Annotated in this window: 17 protein-coding genes and 1 tRNA gene; 8 read left to right on the forward strand and 10 right to left on the reverse strand. The window is 71.5% G+C overall.

What is annotated here, in order from left to right:
* Positions 1 to 41 precede the first annotated feature (41 nt).
* Complete coding sequence (locus DEI83_RS10440) at positions 42 to 5,966, forward strand: GH92 family glycosyl hydrolase (RefSeq protein WP_111081892.1); 5,925 nt, start codon at positions 42 to 44, stop codon at positions 5,964 to 5,966.
* A gap of 226 nt (positions 5,967 to 6,192) precedes the next feature.
* Here DEI83_RS10440 and DEI83_RS10445 read toward each other — a convergent pair whose 3' ends face one another.
* Positions 6,193 to 7,296 (reverse strand): glycerate kinase, encoded by a 1,104-nt coding sequence (locus DEI83_RS10445; protein WP_111081893.1) that lies wholly within the window; start codon positions 7,294 to 7,296, stop codon positions 6,193 to 6,195.
* 48 nt (positions 7,297 to 7,344) lie between these two features.
* On the opposite strand from DEI83_RS10445, the gene DEI83_RS10450 reads away from it, so the two are divergent.
* Both DEI83_RS10450 and DEI83_RS10455 read left to right on the forward strand, forming a co-directional pair.
* On the forward strand, positions 7,345 to 7,635 hold the full coding sequence (locus tag DEI83_RS10450) for a hypothetical protein (RefSeq protein ID WP_111081894.1): 291 nt from the start codon (positions 7,345 to 7,347) through the stop codon (positions 7,633 to 7,635).
* Between the two features lie 56 nt (positions 7,636 to 7,691).
* Entirely contained in the window at positions 7,692 to 8,534 is an 843-nt protein-coding gene (locus DEI83_RS10455; protein ID WP_111081895.1) for a formate/nitrite transporter family protein, read from the forward strand.
* Between the two features lie 33 nt (positions 8,535 to 8,567).
* On the opposite strand, the gene DEI83_RS10460 is transcribed toward DEI83_RS10455, so the two are convergent.
* The 4 genes from DEI83_RS10460 to DEI83_RS16235 all read right to left on the reverse strand — a co-directional run bounded on the left by DEI83_RS10460 (position 8,568) and on the right by DEI83_RS16235 (position 12,814).
* Entirely contained in the window at positions 8,568 to 9,683 is a 1,116-nt protein-coding gene (locus DEI83_RS10460; RefSeq protein WP_111081896.1) for an FAD-dependent oxidoreductase, read from the reverse strand.
* Between the two features lie 152 nt (positions 9,684 to 9,835).
* Positions 9,836 to 10,897, reverse strand: a complete 1,062-nt coding sequence (locus tag DEI83_RS10465) for an MFS transporter (protein WP_146243302.1) — start codon at positions 10,895 to 10,897, stop codon at positions 9,836 to 9,838.
* Positions 10,898 to 11,016: 119 nt separating this feature from the next.
* The gene (locus tag DEI83_RS10470) at positions 11,017 to 12,174 is read right to left on the reverse strand and encodes a YcaO-like family protein (protein ID WP_181431169.1); all 1,158 of its coding nucleotides are present in this window, start codon (positions 12,172 to 12,174) and stop codon (positions 11,017 to 11,019) included.
* Positions 12,175 to 12,682: 508 nt separating this feature from the next.
* Positions 12,683 to 12,814, reverse strand: coding sequence for a hypothetical protein (locus DEI83_RS16235; RefSeq protein ID WP_258371166.1), 132 nt, complete (start codon positions 12,812 to 12,814; stop codon positions 12,683 to 12,685).
* A 99-nt stretch (positions 12,815 to 12,913) separates the two neighbouring features.
* Here DEI83_RS16235 and DEI83_RS10475 point away from each other — a divergent pair, with 99 nt between their 5' ends.
* Positions 12,914 to 13,399 carry a hypothetical protein gene (locus DEI83_RS10475; protein ID WP_111081899.1) on the forward strand — a complete coding sequence of 162 codons (486 nt, stop codon included), beginning with the start codon at positions 12,914 to 12,916 and terminating at the stop codon, positions 13,397 to 13,399.
* A gap of 207 nt (positions 13,400 to 13,606) precedes the next feature.
* Here the strand turns inward: DEI83_RS10475 and DEI83_RS10480 are convergent.
* Positions 13,607 to 13,677: transfer RNA gene (locus DEI83_RS10480), tRNA-Gly, on the reverse strand.
* A gap of 217 nt (positions 13,678 to 13,894) precedes the next feature.
* On the opposite strand from DEI83_RS10480, the gene DEI83_RS10485 reads away from it, so the two are divergent.
* Both DEI83_RS10485 and DEI83_RS10490 read left to right on the forward strand, forming a co-directional pair.
* Entirely contained in the window at positions 13,895 to 14,968 is a 1,074-nt protein-coding gene (locus DEI83_RS10485) for a DUF6177 family protein (RefSeq protein ID WP_111081900.1), read from the forward strand.
* Positions 14,958 to 15,305, forward strand: coding sequence for a hypothetical protein (locus DEI83_RS10490; RefSeq protein WP_146243303.1), 348 nt, complete (start codon positions 14,958 to 14,960; stop codon positions 15,303 to 15,305). The genes DEI83_RS10485 and DEI83_RS10490 overlap by 11 nt, the downstream gene beginning before the upstream one ends.
* 17 nt (positions 15,306 to 15,322) lie before the next feature.
* On the opposite strand, the gene DEI83_RS10495 is transcribed toward DEI83_RS10490, so the two are convergent.
* The 4 genes from DEI83_RS10495 to DEI83_RS10510 all read right to left on the reverse strand — a co-directional run bounded on the left by DEI83_RS10495 (position 15,323) and on the right by DEI83_RS10510 (position 17,201).
* On the reverse strand, positions 15,323 to 15,664 hold the full coding sequence (locus DEI83_RS10495; protein ID WP_111081902.1) for a DUF86 domain-containing protein: 342 nt from the start codon (positions 15,662 to 15,664) through the stop codon (positions 15,323 to 15,325).
* Positions 15,661 to 16,185, reverse strand: coding sequence for a helix-turn-helix transcriptional regulator (locus tag DEI83_RS10500; RefSeq protein WP_181431170.1), 525 nt, complete (start codon positions 16,183 to 16,185; stop codon positions 15,661 to 15,663). Before DEI83_RS10500 ends, DEI83_RS10495 begins: the two co-directional genes overlap by 4 nt.
* Before the next feature lie 98 nt (positions 16,186 to 16,283).
* Positions 16,284 to 16,871, reverse strand: coding sequence for a dCTP deaminase (gene dcd / locus DEI83_RS10505; RefSeq protein ID WP_111081904.1), 588 nt, complete (start codon positions 16,869 to 16,871; stop codon positions 16,284 to 16,286).
* Positions 16,872 to 16,931: 60 nt separating this feature from the next.
* Positions 16,932 to 17,201, reverse strand: coding sequence for a hypothetical protein (locus DEI83_RS10510; RefSeq protein ID WP_111081905.1), 270 nt, complete (start codon positions 17,199 to 17,201; stop codon positions 16,932 to 16,934).
* A gap of 230 nt (positions 17,202 to 17,431) precedes the next feature.
* Between DEI83_RS10510 and DEI83_RS10515 the strand changes: the two genes are divergently transcribed.
* Both DEI83_RS10515 and DEI83_RS10520 read left to right on the forward strand, forming a co-directional pair.
* Positions 17,432 to 18,145 (forward strand): GAF and ANTAR domain-containing protein, encoded by a 714-nt coding sequence (locus tag DEI83_RS10515; protein WP_111081906.1) that lies wholly within the window; start codon positions 17,432 to 17,434, stop codon positions 18,143 to 18,145.
* A complete protein-coding gene (locus tag DEI83_RS10520; protein ID WP_111081907.1) occupies positions 18,145 to 18,855 on the forward strand; it encodes a GAF and ANTAR domain-containing protein in 711 nt (236 codons plus the stop codon). The genes DEI83_RS10515 and DEI83_RS10520 overlap by 1 nt, the downstream gene beginning before the upstream one ends.
* Positions 18,856 to 18,866: the final 11 nt, after the last annotated feature.

An 18,866-nucleotide genomic window follows, 5' to 3' on the forward strand; every position in this document is an offset into this window, starting at 1 on the left:
AGGTGACGATGTCGTCATACGGTTCCCGGCGCAGCCGGACCATGCACCAGATCAGCGGTCGGCGCGGCGGGTTCGGGACCCGTGCCACGGCCGTGGTGCTCGGGGCGGCGCTCGCCGCATCGGGCGCACTCCTCGGGGCCGTCCCGGCGCAGGCCGCGTCCGGACCCTTCACCACTTCGTTCGAGGAGGGGGACAGGGCGCCCCTCGCGAACACCCCGCTCACGCCGTCGACGACCGTCACCGGGTCGACGCTCCCACCCGGGAGCCTCCTCGGACACGTCACGGGTGTGACCGCCGACGCCGAGAACCCACCGAACGAGGTCGCCGCCAGCCTCGCCGACGGGAACCCCGGGTCGAAGTGGCTCGCCTTCCGGAACACCGGCGTCGTCACCTACCGGCTCGACCAGCCCGAGACGCTGCGCGCGTACTCGCTCACCAGCGCCAACGACGCCCCCGGCCGTGACCCGGCGGCGTGGACCCTCGAGGGCTCCACCGACGGCACCACGTGGACCACGGTGGACACGCAGACCGCGCAGACCTTCAGCGGCCGTGGGAAGACGAACGAGTACACCGCGGCGACGCCCGGCTCGTACGAGCGGTACCGCCTCCGCATCACGCAGAACAGCGGCGACGGCATCACCCAGCTCGCCGACTGGAGCATCTCCGACGGCTCGACGACCCCGCCGCCGCCGAGCCCCATGGTGACCCAGGTCGGCAACGGCCCGGTGTCCGGGCTGAACATCCGCTCGACCGTCGGCTTCAGCGGGACCAAGGCGCTCCGCTACGCCGGCGCCCACGTCGCCGCCGGTGCGGCGAGCGCGACGAACGTCCTCTACGACGACGTCGCGATGCCCATCACCGCGGACAGTGAGCTCAGCTACAAGCTCTTCCCCGAGTTGAACGGGGACACCACCTACCCGGCGACCCACGCGGCGGTCGACCTGCAGCTCACCGACGGCTCGCTCGTCTCCGCCGACCCGCAGGTCACCGACGAGAACGGCAACCGCGTCTCTGCGGAGGCCCTCGGCGCCGGCAAGGTCTTCTTCGTCGACCAGTGGAACTCGATCCGGATCCCGCTCGGTGCGCTCGCCGGCAAGACCGTCGACAAGGTCCTCTTCACCTACGACGACGATGCCGAGGGCACCAGAGCCTCGACGGAGTTCCAGGGCTGGGTCGACGACATCCGCATCGACCCCGCGGCCGAGCGCATCGACGGGTCGAGCCTCACCAACTACGTCGACACCCGCCGTGGCACGAACTCCTCCGGCGGCTTCTCGCGGGGCAACAACATCCCCGCCGCGGCCGTCCCGAACGGCTTCAACTTCTGGACGCCGATGACGGACGCGTCGAGCCAGTCGTGGGAGTACTCGTGGCAGTCCGACAACGACGCGGCCAACCTGCCGCGCCTGCAGGGCATCGGCATCTCCCACGAGCCGAGCCCGTGGATGGGTGACCGCAACCAGCTCGCGATCATGCCGTCGACCTCGGGCACGACTCCGGACGCCTCCCTCGGCGCCCGCGCACTCGCGTTCGACCACGCCGACGAGGTCGCGCGACCGGACCTCTACTCCGTGAAGACCACGTCCGGGACGGTGGCCGAGGTCACGCCGAGCGACCACGGCGCCGTGCTCCGGTTCGCCTTCCCGTCGAGCAGCGGCAGCGTCGTCCTCGACAACGTCGGCTCCGACGAGCGCACGTCGATCACGATGGGTGACGACGGCACCGTGACGGGGTGGACCGAGGGCGGCTCCGGCCTGTCCGTCGGTGCCACGCGGATGTTCTTCGCCGGTCGGTTCGACACGGACCCGTCCGGCACCGGCACCGCTGCGGGGAACCGCTCGAGCGCCCGCTACGCCTCGTTCTCCGGGCTGACCGGCGACCACGTCGTCGAGCTCCGCCTCGCCACCTCGTTCATCTCGCTCGACCAGGCTCGGCACAACGCCGACCTCGAGCTCACCGGCAAGTCGTTCGGCCAGGTCCAGCACGCCGCCGCCGCGCAGTGGAACGACCGGCTCGGCGTCGTCACCGTGCCGCAGACCGCCGCGAGCGACTCCCAGCTGCAGGCGCTCTACGGCTCGCTCTACCGGATGAACCTCTACCCGAACTCGCAGCACGAGAACACCGGCACCACCGGTGCACCCGTCTGGGAGCACGCCAGCCCGAACGTCGCCCCGAAGGGCACGGCGACCGCCACGACGACGAACGCCGTCGTGAAGGCCGGCAAGGTCTACGTGAACAACGGCTTCTGGGACACCTACCGCACGGTCTGGCCGCTGTACTCGATGCTCTACCCGGACGTCGCCGAGGAGCTCGTCGACGGGTTCGTGCAGCAGTACCGTGACGGTGGATGGACGCCGCGTTGGTCCTCGCCGGGCTACGCCGACCTGATGACCGGCACGAGTTCCGACGTCGCGTTCGCCACCGCCTACCTCGACGGTGCGCTGGACACGAAGACCGCGCTCGAGGCCTTCGACGCCGGTTACAAGAACGCCACGACCGTCTCCACCGACGTCTCCGGAGCAGGACGCAAGGCACTCGACCAGTCCGCCTTCCTCGGCTACGTGCCGGACTCACTCCACGAGAGCGTCTCGTGGGGGCTCGAGGGCACCATCAACGACCACGGTCTGGCGAAGATGGCCGAGGCGTTGGCGAAGGACCCGGCCACCCCCGCTGACCGCGTCGAGGAGCTGGAGACCGCCGCGGCCTACCTGAACGACCGGGCCGAGGACTACGTCAACCTGTTCGACCCGGACGCCGGGTTCTTCCAGGGCCGGAACGCCGACGGGTCGTTCGAGGTCCCGGCGGAGGAGTTCGACCCGGCCGAGTGGGGCGGCGCCTTCACCGAGACCGACGGCTGGAACTTCGCGTTCCACGCTCCCTTCGACGTGCAGGGCCTCGCGGGCCTGTACGGCGGCGACGAGCAGCTCATCGCGAAGCTCAAGGAGTTCTACGCGACGCCCGAGACGGCCGAGAACGTCGGCTCGTACGGCGGTCAGATCCACGAGATGCTCGAGGCGCGCTCGGTCCGGATGGGCCAGCTCGGCATGAGCAACCAGGTCTCGCACCACATCCCGTACATCGCGGCAGCCGCGGGCGACCCCTCGCTCACGCAGCAGGTCGTCCGCGAGAGCCTGCGGCGCCTGTTCGTCGGCAGCGACATCGGGCAGGGCTACACCGGCGACGAGGACAACGGCGAGATGTCGTCGTGGTTCGTGTTCTCCGCACTCGGTTTCTACCCGCTCGCCCAGGGCTCCGGCCAGTACACGATCGGCTCGCCGCTGTTCTCAGAGGCGACCGTGCACCTGCCCGGTGGCGACCTGCGCGTCAACGCGGCGGGCAACAGCGCGCAGAACGTCCACGTGCAGTCGGCCTCGTTCAACGGCGAGGCCCTGGACCGTGCGGTCATCGCGCAGTCCGACATCGCGAAGGGCGGCACGCTCGACTTCCGCATGGGGTCGACCGCGTCGAACTGGGGCGCTGGCAAGACCCAGGGTGCGGAGGGGCTCGACGCCCCGGCCGTCGCGCCGAAGCCGCTCGTCGACGCCACGACCTCCGGGTTCGGCACCACGACGAGCGACGACGACACCGCTGTCGGCGCACTGACCGACGACGAGTCGCTCACCGCGACGACGTTCTCGAGCGCCACCCCGGCGATCACCTGGAAGTCGTCGCAGGGCCCGGTGACCGTCGACCAGTACACGCTCACCACCGCGGCGAGCGGCGCCCAGCCGACCTCGTGGAAGCTCGAGGGCTCCAGCGACGGCAGCACGTGGGTGCCGCTGTCGACCGTCGCGAAGAGCACCTTCGACGCGCCGCTCCAGACCCGTCCGACCTCGATCGAGCACCCTGCCGCGCTGACCTGGTACCGCCTGTCGGTCACCGGGACGAGCACGGGGAAGGCGCCGTCGATCGGGGAGTTCGAACTCCTCGCCGACAGCGGGATGACCACCAGTGCGTTCGCCGTCGAACCGACGCCGGGGCTCACCGCGGAGGTCGGACAGCCGTTCGCCGGCACGGTCGCTGCGGTCACCGGACCGGGCACGAAGGCGTCCGACTACACGGTGACCGTGGACTGGCAGGACGGTGCGGGCCCGCAGGAGGTCACGCCGATCCGGTCGGCGCTCGGCGCGTGGGAGGTGCCCGGCGACCACGTGTTCGACACCGCCGGTGCCCACACGGTGCACGTCGTGGTCCGCTCCGGCACGGAGCAGGCGAGCACCGACACCACGGTGACGGTCTCGCGGACCGCTCCGAGCCTCCAGGGCGCGTACGACAACGTCTGTCTCGGTGATCCTGGTCAGGCCGCGAACTGCGACTTCGGAGGCCGCGGGTTCTCCCGCTCGGCGCTCGCCGCCGACGGGTTCACCCAGGGTGCGACGAACGCCGTGCCGGGGACCGACCTGACGTTCGACCTCCCCGCCGTGGAGCCCGGCGAGCCGGACAACGCGACCGGGAACGGTCAGACCATCCCGGTCCCGACCGGCACGGACATCACCCAGCTCGCCGTCATCGGCACCGCGAACGAGCGGGCGCAGCAGACCGTCGGCACGATCCGGTACTCGGACGGGACGACCGCCGACCTGCCGATCGAGTTCGGCGACTGGACGGCCTCGCTCACGGCACCGCGGTTCGGCGACACGCTCGTCGCGACGAGCGACCACCGCACCGTCGGGGTGAACGGCAGCGACCGGGCGGCGGCAGGGGTCTTCGCGACCCCGGTCACCACCGTGCCCGCCGGCAAGCAGGCCGTCTCGATCACGCTGCCGACCCAGACCGGCTCGCCGTCGAGCGCAGGACGGATCCACGTCTTCGCGATCGCGACGAACGGCACGCGGGTGCCGACGACGGCGCTCACGGCCACGGCCGGTGCACGCCTGAGCGGTACCGCCGGCGAGGAGGTCTCGGGCACGCTCGCGACCGCCACCGGCGGCACGATCGGGACCGGCACCACGACCGCGACCGTGAACTGGGGCGACGAATCACCGCTCGAGACCGCGACGGTGACGGTCGCCGACGGCACCGCGACCGTCACCGGTGCGCACACGTACGCGACGGCGGGCAGCCGGGAGGCCGTGGTCACGGTCGACGACGGCACCGGCAGCGCCAGCGTGCGGACGCCGGTCGAGATCGCGGCAGCTCCGGTGTGGACGCCGACCCTCACCACCTCGGCCGGGTCGGGGGTCCGTCCGCGGGCCACCGTCCACGTCACGGGTGCCGGGTTCGCCGCAGGGGAGACGGTCACGGTCAGCGTCGACGGGGCGGCCGCAGGCAGCACCGCGGTCGTCGCGGCCGACGGGTCGGTCGCCTTCGACGTCACGGCTCCGGGGCGCCCGGGCAGCCACAGCGTCTCGGCGGTCGGTGACCGCTCGGTGACCCTCGCGACCGTGGCCTTCCAGGTCGTCGTCCCCGGCAACGGCGGGGGCAACGGTGGCGGGAACGGCGGCGGTGGCAACGGCGTCGGCTCGGGGAACGGGGGCGGCAACGGCGGTCCCGGCCACGGCGGCGGCCACGGCTCGTGGGCGCCGGAGTTCCGGCTCCTCGCCGGGTCCGGCACCGAGGGCACCGTCGTCGGCTACTCGGGCAGCGGCTTCGCAGCGAACGAGCGGGTCGCGCTCACCCTGCACAGCAAGCCCCTCGCGCTCGGCACGGTGACGGCGAACGCCGACGGCGTCCTCAGCGGCTCCTTCAGGGTCCCGTCGGCAGCGCGACCCGGTGCCCACGAGGTCCAGGCGCGCGGAGCGACGTCGGCCGTCACGGTGAGCGCCACGTTCCGGGTGCTCGCCCGGCCCGCAGCGGACGCCGGACGTGCACCGGCCGAGCCCGGGAACTGGGACGGGCTCGCGTACACCGGGTCCGACGTCGACCCCGCACGCTGGGGGCTCGTCGCCGGCGCGCTCGTCCTGCTCGGGGCCGGGATCACCGCGGCCGTCGCGGTCGTGCGGCACCGTCGGGGCCGGCTCGGGTAGTCAGGGACGACGGACGGGAGGCCCGGTGCCAGCTTGCACCGGGCCTCCCGTCCGCCTGTGCGGACGTCGTGCTGGTTCCGGCTCTCCCTCGCGGTGTCGGCGTGCCCGTCGCCCGCCGCGTCATGCGAGCCGGCGCCTCGATCGGTGTCCTTCGCTCGTCCTGCGGCTGCGGCTGCGGCTGCGGCTGCTGCGCTCGTGCGGCCGCGGCGTGCCGGCCGCGGCGGAGTCACCCCTGTGCGCGCGCCATCCGCTCGCCGGCGATGCGCGCGAAGCGCAGCGGATCGCGCAGCGCATCGTCGGGCTCGCCCGTCGTCTGCGTGGCGATGACCGTCAGTGAGGCCGCGATGGAGAACGCGTCCAGGCGGGCGGCGACCTCGCCCGCGACGAGCGCGACCGGCGTCCCGGCTGCAGCCGCCATCGCCGTGACCACCGTCGGGGTCTTGCCGGCCGCGGTCTGCCCGTCGAAGCGCCCCTCGCCGGTGACGACCAGGTCGGCGGCGGCCACCGCGTCCGCGAGGCCGAGCGCCTCCGCGACCGCTTCCGCACCGCTACCGAGGCGTGCACCCCACGCGAGGAGCCCGAAGCCCGTCCCGCCCGCTGCCCCCGCGCCCGGTGTCATCGAGTCGACCTCCGGGAAGTGCGCTGCCCAGCGCGCGAGACGTGTCTCGTGCACGGCGACGCGGTCGGGAGCCACACCCTTCTGCGGGCCGAACACGGCGGCTGCGCCTGCAGGACCGAGCAACGGTGACGTCACGTCGCTGAGGACGGTGACGCCGAGCGGGGGGAGCGGCCGCAGCGACGCGCGGTCGACCGCGGCCACGTGGTCGAGCAGGGTGCCGCCGGTGGCGCTCGAGACGTCGGCGCTGTCGTCCAGCGCGATCCCGAGTCCGAGCGCCCGGAGCGCCCCGACCCCGCCGTCCGTCGAGGCGCTGCCGCCGATGCCGAGCAGGAGGCCGGTCGCCCCGGCGTCGAGCGCGGCCGCCACCGCCTGCCCGAAGCCGGTCGTGTGCGCGGAGTCGGGCTCCGGCCCGTCGAGCAGACCGAGCCCGCTCGTCGCCGCGAGTTCGACGACCGCGCGGCCGTCCGGCAGCCGGAGCCAGGAGGTCTCCACGGGCCGGTCGTCCGGCCCGGTCACCCGCACCGGCACGTGTTCGCTCCCGGGGACGGCGGCGGCGAAGGCGTCGATCGTCCCCTCCCCGCCGTCGGCCATCGGGAGGAGGACGAGCTCGTCGTCGGGGCGTTCGGTTCGCCAGCCTTCCGCGACGGCCTCGGCGACGTCGGCCGCCGACGCGGTGCCCTTGAAGGAGTCCGGTGCGATGACGACGCGCATGTCGACACGCTACCGGCGCCCAGCCTGCTCGCCGGGTTGGATGAGGGGATGACCGCCGTACGCCCTCGCCGCTCGCGCGCCGTCGTCGGGCTCGCCTGGCTCGCAGGGGTCCTCTGGGGTGTCGCGATCGCGGTCACGACCACGGTGATCGTGTTGTTCGCACGCCTCCCCGGAGCGCTGGGGGCCGACACGCAACGGGACGAACGCATGCTCCTGATCGCCTGCTCCGCGTTCCTGAGCCTCGCGATCCCCGCCGCGGGTGCGACCGTCGCGCTCGTCGTGGTTCGACGTGTCCGGTCGGAACGCGGTGCCTCCACCGCCCCGGGGACGCGACGGTAGGCCCACGCGGTCTTCCTCCGCACCGCGCACATCACCCTCCGCCTACCGTTGCCGCCATGACCGACGACCGCCGCCGTGAACTCGGCGCCACCGACGCCCCAGTGGAGGACGAGCTCGCCGAGTCCTTCGACGCCACCATCGAGGAGGGCGCCGAACGGCTGCAGCGGACCATCCGGGCGGTCCTGATCACGGGCTTCTTCGGCGGGCTCGAGGTCGGCCTCGGTGTGATGGCGTACCTGGCGGTGCTCACCGAGACCGACAGCCACCTGCTCGCCGGACTCGCGTTCGGCATCGGCTTCATCGCCCTGCACCTGGCGCACAGCGAACTCTTCACCGAGAACTTCCTCATGCCCGTCGCCGCCGTGGTCGCACGCGAGGGCACGGTCCTGCAGCTCGTGAAGCTCTGGGGCGGCACCCTCGTCGCGAACCTCGCGGGCGGCTGGGTCTTCATGTGGCTCGTCGTGCAGGCGTTCCCCCAGTGGCACGCCACGATGTCCGAGTCCGCCCGGCACTTCATCGACGCGCCGTTCGGCCTGCAGAGCATCGTGCTCGCGGTCCTCGGCGGCAGCACGATCACCCTGATGACACGCATGCAACAGGGCACCGACTCCGACCCGGCGAAGCTCGTGGCCGCGGTCGCGGGCGGGTTCCTGCTCGCCGGCCTGCAGCTCTTCCACTCGATCCTGGACTCGTTGCTCGTGTTCGGGGCGATCCAGGCGGGCGAGGAGATCACCTACGGGCAGTGGCTCGGTTGGTTCGGCTACACACTGCTGTTCAACCTGCTCGGCGGCCTGGTGCTCGTGACGGCGTTGCGGCTGCTCCGGACGAAGGAGCTCATGCAGGATCGGCGGCGCGGCTCGCAGGACGACCCGGAGCGCGCGGACCACGAGCAGGGCTGAGCGCGGCGCGCGGACCCGGGGACGCGGCTGCCGTCAGGCTCCGGCCAGGGCGAAGCGCGGGTGCGGCACGCCACCGGTCGCCAGGTCCGCGAGCATCTCCCCGAGCACCGGCGCGAACTTGAACCCGTGCCCGGAGAATCCGGTCGCGACGGTGATCGGGCCCCGGCGGTCCATCACGAAGTCGTCGCTCGGGGAGTTGTCGTACAGGCAGCTGATCAGCGCGGGAGCCGAGGCGTCGACACCCGGCACGAACCGCGCCACGTACGCCTGCAGCCGCTCGACCTCGGCGGCGACGGGCGTCCGGTCGCGGGCATCGGGGTCGACCACCGGGCCGATGCCGTGGAACCCGACCTTCACACCCTCACCGGGCGTGAGGAGCCCGTACACGTCGCCGCCGTCGAGCGGGTAGTGGACGAACGACGGCCACGCGTCGTCCGGCAGGTGGCTGGGGAAGTGCGCGGGTTGTTCCTGCGTGACCCGGATGGCCGGGAGGCCCGCCCCGCGTCGTGCGAGCAGCTCGCCGACCAGCATGGGCGCCCAGGAGCCGACCGCCGCCACGACGCTCGGCGTCGTCACCGCGGTGCCGTCGTCGAGGTGGACGGTCACGGTGTCACCGTGGTCGTCGAGCCCGGTCACCCGGACGCCGAACCGGAGGGTCGCGCCGTCGGACTCGGCGAGGTCGAGCAGCGCCTCGATCGTCTCGGCGGACCTGATCCGACCGGCGGTGGCGTGCGCGAGCACGTGGCCCTCGAACGCCAGGCCGGGCCAACGGGTCACAGCCTCGTCGGTGCTCAGCCGTTCGACGGGCACGCCGGCCTGCTCGAGTGTCCGGGCGATGGCGTCGACGACCTCGGGCCGACCGTGGTCGACGGCCCCGGTGCGGTCGAGCAGGGTCCGACCGGACGCGGCCTCGAGCGCCGCCCAGGCCTCCCAGGCGCGCTGCGTGAGGGCGACGTAGTCCGGCTCGGCGTAGCCCATCCGGAAGATCCGCGTCGCCCCGTGCGAGGAACCGTGGTCGTGCCCGCGGGAGTGCTGTTCGACGAGCAGGACCTGCTCCCCGCGGGCAGCGAGGAACCGGGCCGTAGCCGCACCGACGACGCCTCCGCCGATGACGACGTGGTCAGGGGAACCAGGTTCGGGGACGGCCATGCGATCAGGCTATGGCCCACCTCGACCGGGTGACCTGCCGGAGCTTTCGCCGTCCGATCGGGAGCCTGTCCGCATCGCCGGCGTCCCGGGCCAGCCGGGCAGCGTGACCGGACTCGGGTCGAAGACCACCGGTCGACCCGAGCTGGGCCGGATCAGCCCCCGACGTCGGGCTCGAGCAGCCTGGCGCTGCGTCTTCGCTGCGCCTGAGCGGTCGCGATCGTCAAGGCCACGACCGTCAGGTACAGCACGATGCTGGGGATCATCGCGGGCAGTGCGCCGGACACGTCGGCGATGTGTCCGACGACGAGCGCCGCGACTCCGCTCACCAGGGAACCCAGCAGCGACACGACCGAACTGGCACCGGCTCGGCGCGAATCGTCCACGACCGCGTGCAGCTCGGACCTGCAGTACACGCTCACTGCGATCTGCAGCATGACGTGCACCCCGAAGAACCCGGCGATGAGTGGTACCCGGTCGCTTGCAGCGAACCCCACGACCGACACGATGTTGCCCGTGACGCAAGCCAAGAGCACCCGCGTTCCCACTCGACGGTGCCCCAGCAGCTGACCTCCCAGCAAGCCGGCGACCTTCATCACGGCGAAGCCGACGAAGACTGCTGAGACGTCCGTCGCACCCAGTCGGAGCTGCCAGAGCAGGAGGGGACCGACCAGCGCTGCATCAGCCGTGACCGCGAGCCAGGCCCGCGGGTGGCGCCCGATCTGGACCAAGCCACTGGCGTAGGCGGCAAGCGGCTCGACATGGCGTGAGGCGGGAGTCGACGTCCGGGGTCGTCCGACGAGAAAGACAACGGCGGCGACAGTGATCCAGAGCGCGCCAAGTCCCCAGATCAGTCTGGGTGCCACCAAGTACCCGAAGAGTCCCAGCGCCCCGCCTGCCAAGGACGTGGCTGCTCCGAGCGCCATGGAGAACCCCATCACCCGTCGTCGTTCGTGGGCTTCGACAGGACCGAGCCGGTTCAGCACGTAGGCCACCGAGGTACCGCTCATGGCGGCGGCGCCGATCCCGGCCAAGCCCTCGCCGAGGAAGTCGCCGACCGGACCGAGCGCGAGGAAGAAGAGGATCAGTCCGACGAGACGGACCGCGTTGCCGACCTGGATCGCCGCCCAGTGGGACCGACGATCGAAGATGACGGCAGAGGGGAGCTCTGCGACCGCGAGCGAGGTGTTGAACGTCGCAGTCAGCGCTCCGATCACCGCGACGGAGTAGCCCTGTCCGCGGAAGTAGAAGGTGTCCAGGACGCTGAAGCATCCGATGCCGATCCCACTGCAGCCCAGGAAGAGCCAGATCCCGATGCCGGTCCGTCTCACGGCGTTCACATGAACAACGGGCCGCGGTACCCGACGGTCGCCTCGTGTCCGCTCACTCGCTCCCAGTCGCGGAACCGGCGGAGGTTCGGGAAGTAGAGGTCATCGAGCGGGAGGATCCGGTCGCTGATCACCCGGACCACGCAGTGGCTCGGGTGATCAGCGAGGACCGCACGGGCGAATCGCAGACCGTGTCGGGCGGCGTGCCCGATGAGGGCGTTGAGGATCGACTCCGTGCCGAGGGAATCGAGCTCGCTTCCCCAGTGCGTGGTCTCCTGAGCGAGCTCGGTGTGCCCGAAGAAGGCGGGGAACTGCTCCTGCGCCTGTCCGGACCACCAGAGGCTCCGCATGTGGGTGTCGGACGGGGCGACATCGACGCCTGTTGCGACCGACCGCCACATCTGGACCGCTTCGAGCACGCTCTTGCGCAGGGCGGCAGTCGAGGAGACCGAAACACCCATCCCACGTGCAGCCATCGGGCTTGCCGCCCGACCGACCAGTGCGCAGTGTGCAACGGGGAGTGAGAGCGGGTTGGGGATCCAACGGAGCACGACTTCGACCTCGTAGTGCCGGTCGAGGACGTCGACCAGTTCCGAGACCGGCGCCGGGTCGGCGGGCACGAGTGGCATCCGCGTCCGTGCAGCGAACCAGAACGCGTCACGCTCCAGGAGCTCGAGGATGCCCTGCAGGGTTGCTTCGGCAACTGTGCCGCCGGCCGCGGCCCCGGTCGTGCTGCTTGCCGTGGGCACTGCGACTCCTGAGGAGGGTGGCGTGTACGGTGCCCGTACCAGGGACTCCGGGAGTGTGACCGGCTTGAGACCGTCGAGCGGCTCGAGCGTCGTGACCTCGATCACCGCCTCCGCGTCGACGGGGATGGTCGCTCCGGTGAAGTCCTTCGCCGCTCGCCACGACGCTCCCGGGAACGCGCGGATGGTCTCGAGTTTGCTTCGGCTGGAGCGCGTCGCGATGCAGTACCGCTCGAGCCCCTCGCCGACGCAGCTGGCGAGCGCTTGATCGAGCGTGTCACCCTTCCCGCCGACGGGTGCGTACACCGTGGGCGTCCCGAGGAACATGCCGGTGTCAACGGTGAACAGGCCACATGCCTGGTCGAACGACGGGTTGAGCAGGACGGAGGCGAAGCCGAAGAGGCCGCGGTGGCGAGACACGAAGTCCCGGGCCGTTCCTCGCCTCGGGAGTCCGTTCCCGGTTGTGGGGTCGTCGGGCTGGTCGACGACGTCTCCAGCCGCCACGGCCGTCAGGTGGGAGATCGCAGGATCACACCGACCGCAGTCGGGCCATGGGGCGACCAGTGACCAACTCTGCGCGACGTCGGCGTTCGTCACGGCGAGCCCGATCCCGCGCGATGCGCTCCCGTGAACGATCGCGTCGAGTTCGTCGATCCCGATCGTCGTCGGTGGCGACTCTTGTGATTCGAACAGCAGTGTCACTTTCCGGTCGAGGCAGTCGCCGCAGACCTGTGGTGCGTCGACTGGCTGCGCCCAGACCGTTCGGACGTCGGGGTTGGTCGGATGCTGCCGGAGGTGGACCACAGGGGCGGCGTCGGGGAACCTCGGGATGCCTGCCAGTTCAGCGTGGATGGTTTCGAGCGAGTTCATCGGTCCTCACGAACGGGAAGAGCCCCGCGGTCCTCCACGGGGCTCTTCTCGCAAGCAATCAGTGAGCGTCGGTCGTCCGAGCCACGGCGCTCGACGCCGGGACCTCGATCGCGACGCCGGGCCCGTAGCCGCCAGCCTGACGGGTCGCTCCCACGTTGCGCTCGGTGGCGCTGAACAGGTCCGAGTTCATGTGCTCTTCCTCTCTCTGGATGAATCCATGGCTTCGATCGAGCCATCGATGGAGGAGAACCTATCGACGCACGGAACTGCAGTGCAAAATTTCAGAATCATGGCGGTCCTGTTCGCCGCGGTGTGGTTCGCGTTCACGTTCGTCACGGCGCCGGAACTCGGCGTCGGAGCTCGAGCGCTCGTGTCCGCATTGGTCGGGGCACTGTACGGCGTCGGGATGTGGCTGTGGCTCGGGCGGACACGACGCGGGTACGGCGGGGTGGCACGACGACCCGACTTCGGCCGGGCCGTCCGCCGCGGCACCGTTCCGGCCGACGTGGACGTGGACGAGTGGCGGCGCGCGGTGGAGCACCATCAGCGGCAGTACCGGCCACTGCGCTGGGCGGCGCCGCTGCTGTACCTGCCTATGACCGCCCTCGCCATCTGGCTCGCGGTCACCGGTCAGCCGCTGTTCTGGATCGGTGCGGTCTTCTTCCTCGCCGTGTTCATCGGCACCGCTGTCACCACTCCACGAGTGCTCCGGAAGACGGAGACGATGCTCGCCGAGCTCGACCGACGGAAGAGCGTGCAGCAGACCGTCCGGTGACGGTCGTCGGTCGCCGCCTCGGCGAGACTCCGGTCACACCGAAGATGCTCGGACATCCCCCGTCGCCCTGGCCTCGGCATGGAGTTCGTACGTCCCGAGAGTCAACAGGGAGCGGTTCCGCTCGGAAGCCAGCGGGGGAGGGGGTGAGTCTCAGCTGAATCGAGAGAAGAACGACCGCGCTGAGCAGCGACACCGGTCGAGAAACGGAGCGAGTGACGGGAATCGAACCCGCGCTACCAGCTTGGGAAGCTGGAGTTCTACCATTGAACTACACTCGCGCATCCCGTCGAACGGGACCGCACCAGCCTAGCGGATGATCCGCCAGATGCCAGCCGAGCGCTCCAGCGAGCCGCGGGGCGGGCATGCACCGGGCCTCCCGGCCGCCCCTGTCTCTCCGCTGTGAGCCGCCGTTCCCGACGGACAGTCCGGGACCGCGTGTGTACCGTCCAGGGGGATCAAGGCAGCGCCAGCAGGACCGACCCGAGGAGGAACCGGATGGTCAGGCATCCCCTCATCGACGACGTGGTCGGACCGGCCATCGTGGTGGATTCCAGCGCACCCGTGGTGTGGCTCACCGAGTCCCTCGACTCGCTCCTGCGTCGCGCGTCCGGTGCCGGTCGGACCGTCGTCCTGCGGACCGGACCGGAGGCCGCACTCACGCCCGCCCTCCGGCACGCGCTCGGCGCGCACGGTGCCGCATGGGCTGTCCGCGGGCCGGACGGCGAGTTGCGGGACGGTCGCACCGGTGTGCCCGCCGCCGGCATCGATGACTTCGTCGAGCACGGACCGGAACTGCTCGGCGAGCCGTCGCCGGAGCACCCGGAGGCGGTGGGTTCCGTCCGGCAGATCAGCATCGACCTCACCCTGCGCCACCACGACGAGCGGTCGGTCGACATCGGTTCCGCGATCGAGGCGCTCTGCGCGACCGTGGGCACCTGCCCGACCCGCTGGGGCACCTCGGAACCGCTCAACTCGAGCTGGGACCGCTGGGTCGTCACGCAGTACGCGAAGCACGAGTCTCCCGGCATCAGCACCTCGTACGCGATCGGTGACGGCATCTCCGCCACGATGACGGCGCACCTGACCGATGGGGTAGTCGTCGAGACGATGTCCGCGGTCCTCACCGTGCCTGAGGGCGGTACCGATCCGGGGCTCGCCGGTCGTCTGCTGGACGCCGTGCACCGGGTCGCGAGCGACGTCGAGCCGGTGTTCGGCGTCGTCATGCAGCGCCGCGGGGACGCCGACCACCTGGTCCGCGCGGTCTCGTACGGTGAGCCGGAGCCGCTCGCGGTGATCGTCGGCCCCGAGGCCACCCGTTTCCTGGACCGCCGCGGCGAATGGCCGCCGGTCCGCACCACGACCGAGACCTTCGCCGGCGAGGTCGGCGAGGGCCTGGTCGTCCGCTTCGAGGACGGCTGGACCGCGCTCGAGTCGTTCCTCGACCGGATCGACGAGGACCGCTTCCTCCAGCTCGTCGGCGGTGCGCCCCTCGACCCGGCCCACGACGACGGTGCCCTTGGACCGCACGCGATGCAGCACGGCGGGCAGGGGTCGCAGGGTGCCGCGTGAGGTGACCCTGCTCTGCCGCGCAGAGGTACAGGTCCGCGACGTGGCCGAGGCGCTGCTGCTGCACGACGACGCCTGGGGAGTCCGGGCGCTCGACGACGGCCCCATGGTGCAGGTCTGTCGCGACGCCACCCACCCGGTCATCACGGTGCTCGGGGTCCGACGGGTCGACGCTCTCGACGAGGTCACCCGGCTCCTGCCGGACGCCCCGGCGATGTCCGTCCCGCTGTGGTGGGTCGATGCCGTCACCCCGAACAACGCGGACGGTGAGGCCGGGGTGAATGCGGCGCTCGAGGCATCGCTCGACCTCGATGCGGTGTGCATCGTGCACGGGGACTGACGGACACGGGCACCCGGTCACCGTCCCGGTCCCGGGCACCGGGCGCGCATCCGGATGGCGGCATCGCGCAGCACGGGCACATCGGTCCGGGCGGTGCGGAGCAGGAGCGACGCCGGGGTCTCGCCGTGCCGTCCCGTCAGCCGTTCGCCGAGCGCCGACACCTGCGACCAGGGGATGGTCGGTTCCGCCGCGGTCATCGTCGGCGGCAACTGCCGGGCCGACGACGCGATGTCGACGAGGCGCATCCGGACGGCGTCGAGCACGACCGCCTCGGGCAACGCCGGGTCGGCGATGTACTCCTCGATCCGGGTGCACGCCGCGATCAGGTCGTCCAGCCGTTGCTCCGTCGAGCCGCTCACAGCGGGACCGCCCGCTCGAGGACGTCGTCGGGCAGTGCGTCGGCGGCGAGGACGTCGACCCGGACGCCGAGCATCCGCTCGGACTCGTCCTGCATCCGCATGAGCGAGAAGATCCCGGCCCCGGGCGCGAGGTCCACGACGAGTTCGACGTCCGCGAGCCAGTCGTCGGCCCGGGTCCGCCCGCTGACGTCGAGGAGCTGCCGGACGTCGACGGCGCCGTGCCGGTGCAGGACCGTGAGCAGTTCGTCACGGTGCCGCGCGACGAGTTCGCGGAGCGGCGCCGGTTCCGCCACGGGTTGCAGGTCGATGGCGGTCCGGAACCCCGCTGCGAGCAGGAGCCGTTGCAGGGCAGCGAGGGAGGGCTCCCGACGCCCGTTCTCGTACGTGCTGATGACGCTCTGCGTGACACCGGCGCGGGCGGCGAGCTGGACCTGTGTCAGGTCGGCGCGCAGCCGTGCCTCGCGGATGATGGCGGCGGCGGAGAGTGTCGCCGGTGATGCACGGCGCGGTCCTGGCGGCATGGTCGCCACGTTACACAGAATTCTGTATTCCGCATCAGGGACATCGGGCATCGCCGGGACTGTGGCCGATGCGCCCGGAGCGCGGCGTCAGCAGCGGGTCACCCCTGGCGCGAGACGTCCGCCCGGTGGAAGTTCAGCGCCGACCGGGACGGCGTGGGCCCGCGCTGTCCCTGGTACCGCGACTGGTACTCGGCGGACCCGTACGGCTTCTCCGCCGGGCTCGACAGCTGGAAGAAGCAGAGCTGCCCGATCTTCATGCCGGGCCACAGCTTGATGGGCAGGGTCGCGACGTTCGAGAGCTCCAGGGTCACGTGCCCGGAGAAGCCCGGGTCGATGAAGCCCGCCGTCGAGTGCGTGAGGAGCCCCAGACGACCGAGCGAGCTCTTGCCCTCGAGTCGTGCGGCGATGTCGTCCGGCAGCGAGACCACCTCGAACGTCGACCCGAGCACGAACTCACCCGGGTGCAGGACGAAGGCCTCGTCCGGGTCGGTCTCGACCAGGCGGGTGAGCTCGGGCTGGTCCTCGGCAGGGTCGATGTGGGGGTACTTGTGGTTGTCGAACAGCCGGAAGTACTTGTCGAGCCGGACGTCGATGCTCGACGGCTGCACGAGCGAGGCGTCGTACGGGTCGAGGCCGATCCGGCCCTGGTCGAGCTGAGCGGCGATGTCGCGGTCGGAGAGCAGCACGGTGGCAGCCTAGTCGGGCCGTTACCCGCGGTGACGTCGGCCGACCGCGGGGCCGGAGCCTCAGGACTCGAACGCGTCGAGGACCCAGTCGTCCGTCGGCGGCGTGCGGTCGTCCCAGCGCAGGCGGACGTCACCGACCTCGACGACGTGCACGCCGCGGTGCGCCAGGGCGCGCTGACAGCGGTGGCCGTGCAGGGTCGCACCGCAGCCGGACCGCGCGGAGACGGCAGGACCGGCGAACCGCGGGATCCGGATGCCGAGCACGTCGCGGCCGCGACGGGGGAGACGAGCACGTCGGACGACGCGGTCGTGGGAGTGCAGAAGGCGCACGAGGACTCCAGCTCTTCGCAGGGATGCGAGTGAACGAGTGGCCGGGGTCTGGGGCTACCAGGAAGGACGGTACCTGCACGGACCTCCGAGTGGGCGGAGTCCGCGCGACTAGGCTGAACGCATCCGCTTCAGCACCCAGCCCCCGCGCTGCAGCACCGTCCAGCAGGAGCGCTGATGACCACCATGACGACCGCCCTCCACGGCCCGCGCTGCCCGTCGCGCGCACGGCCGTGAGCGCGTTCCACGACGCGGCCCGCCGGCTGCAGAGCGGTGACGACGACGCGATCGCCACCGCGTTCGTCGACGTCCTGCCCATCAGCGGGGCGGCGCTGTCGACGCTGGGGCCGCCCTTCGGCAGCTCCGTGATCACCGCGACCGACCCGAAGTCCGCGGAGTCCGACGAGCAGCAGGTGCTCCTCGGCGAAGGGCCCGGTTGGTCGGCGCTGCGCCGACGGTCCCCGGTCCTGGTCTACGACCTGAGCACGGGCGGTGACGAATGGCCGTCCGCGAAGGCGGCCCTGCGCGAGACCGGCTGGGCGGGCCTGCTGTCGTTCCCCTTGTCCGTCGGGACCTTCGACCTCGGCGCCGTGACCCTGTACCGGTTCGACACCGACCCCCTCGCCACCGGCCAGCTCGACGAAGCCGCACTGCTCGCCCGGCTGGCGGCGCTCCGGGTCCTGTCCTCGGCGACGCGTGACGTCGAGGACGGTCGTACCCCGCCGTCGGTCTCAGTGTCCCAGCCTTCCGGTCGGCACGTGCACCAGGCCACCGGGATGGTCATCGCCCAGCTCGGGCTCACGCCGGACGAGGCACTGCTCGTCCTGCGCGCGCGGGCGTTCGCGGACGGGCAGCCGCTGCACGCGATCGCGGAAGGCGTCATCGAACGCCGTATCGACTTCCGCGACCCGGGCACCACCGACTCAGCACAGGAAGAGGAACGCTGATGGCGCAGAGCAGAGAGCACGGCCTCGTCGAGGCGTTCGTCACCCTCGCCGACACCCTGGTCGACGACTACGACGTCATCGAGCTGCTCGAACTCCTGGTCGGCAAGGCCGCCGAACTGTTCGACGTCAGCGCGGCAGGCATCATGCTCGCAACACCGACCGACGAACTCGAACTCGTCGCGTCGACGAGCGAGCGGAGCAACCTGGTCGGGATCATGCAGATCGACGCCGACGAGGGCCCCTGCATCGAGGCGTACCGCTCCGGCCAGGTCGTCTCGGTCGGCAGCGTCGACGAGTTGCACGCACGGTGGCCGCGGTTCGCCGAGGCGTCGGCGTCCTTCGGGTACGCCTCTGTGCACGCCATCCCGCTCCGGCTGCGGAACGAGACCCTCGGCTCGATGAACCTGTACCGCGAGCACCCGGGCGTCCTGAACGAGGACGACGTCGTCGCCGCCCAGGCCCTGACGGACGTCGCGACGATCAGCATCCTGCAGCAGCGGGTGCTCGAGCAGGCCACCGTCGCCCGGTCGCAGTTGCAGCGGGCGCTGGACAGCCGGGTCGTCATCGAGCAGGCCAAGGGCGTTCTGGCGCAGACGCACGCGGTCGACATGGACGAGGCCTTCCGCCTGCTCCGCTCCTACGCGCGCTCGCACCAGCTGCAGCTCGCCGACACGGCTCGGCAGGTCGTGGCGCGGACCATCACGATCTGACGGTCGGCCAG

Origin of the sequence: Curtobacterium sp. MCBD17_021 (assembly GCF_003234525.1) — a bacterium.
GTDB lineage: Bacteria > Actinomycetota > Actinomycetes > Actinomycetales > Microbacteriaceae > Curtobacterium.

What these genes read in the sequence shown, in the direction of transcription:
- DEI83_RS10475 (WP_111081899.1), top strand. Translation starts at nt 12,914, where the DNA reads ATGGCGGTCCTGTTCGCCGCGGTGTGGTTCGCGTTCACGTTCGTCACG.
- DEI83_RS10460 (WP_111081896.1), bottom strand. Translation starts at nt 9,683, where the DNA reads ATGGCCGTCCCCGAACCTGGTTCCCCTGACCACGTCGTCATCGGCGGA.
- DEI83_RS16235 (WP_258371166.1), bottom strand. Translation starts at nt 12,814, where the DNA reads ATGAACTCGGACCTGTTCAGCGCCACCGAGCGCAACGTGGGAGCGACC.
- DEI83_RS10520 (WP_111081907.1), top strand. Translation starts at nt 18,145, where the DNA reads ATGGCGCAGAGCAGAGAGCACGGCCTCGTCGAGGCGTTCGTCACCCTC.
- DEI83_RS10455 (WP_111081895.1), top strand. Translation starts at nt 7,692, where the DNA reads ATGACCGACGACCGCCGCCGTGAACTCGGCGCCACCGACGCCCCAGTG.
- DEI83_RS10445 (WP_111081893.1), bottom strand. Translation starts at nt 7,296, where the DNA reads ATGCGCGTCGTCATCGCACCGGACTCCTTCAAGGGCACCGCGTCGGCG.
- DEI83_RS10450 (WP_111081894.1), top strand. Translation starts at nt 7,345, where the DNA reads ATGACCGCCGTACGCCCTCGCCGCTCGCGCGCCGTCGTCGGGCTCGCC.
- DEI83_RS10500 (WP_181431170.1), bottom strand. Translation starts at nt 16,185, where the DNA reads ATGCCGCCAGGACCGCGCCGTGCATCACCGGCGACACTCTCCGCCGCC.
- DEI83_RS10485 (WP_111081900.1), top strand. Translation starts at nt 13,895, where the DNA reads ATGGTCAGGCATCCCCTCATCGACGACGTGGTCGGACCGGCCATCGTG.
- DEI83_RS10440 (WP_111081892.1), top strand. Translation starts at nt 42, where the DNA reads ATGCACCAGATCAGCGGTCGGCGCGGCGGGTTCGGGACCCGTGCCACG.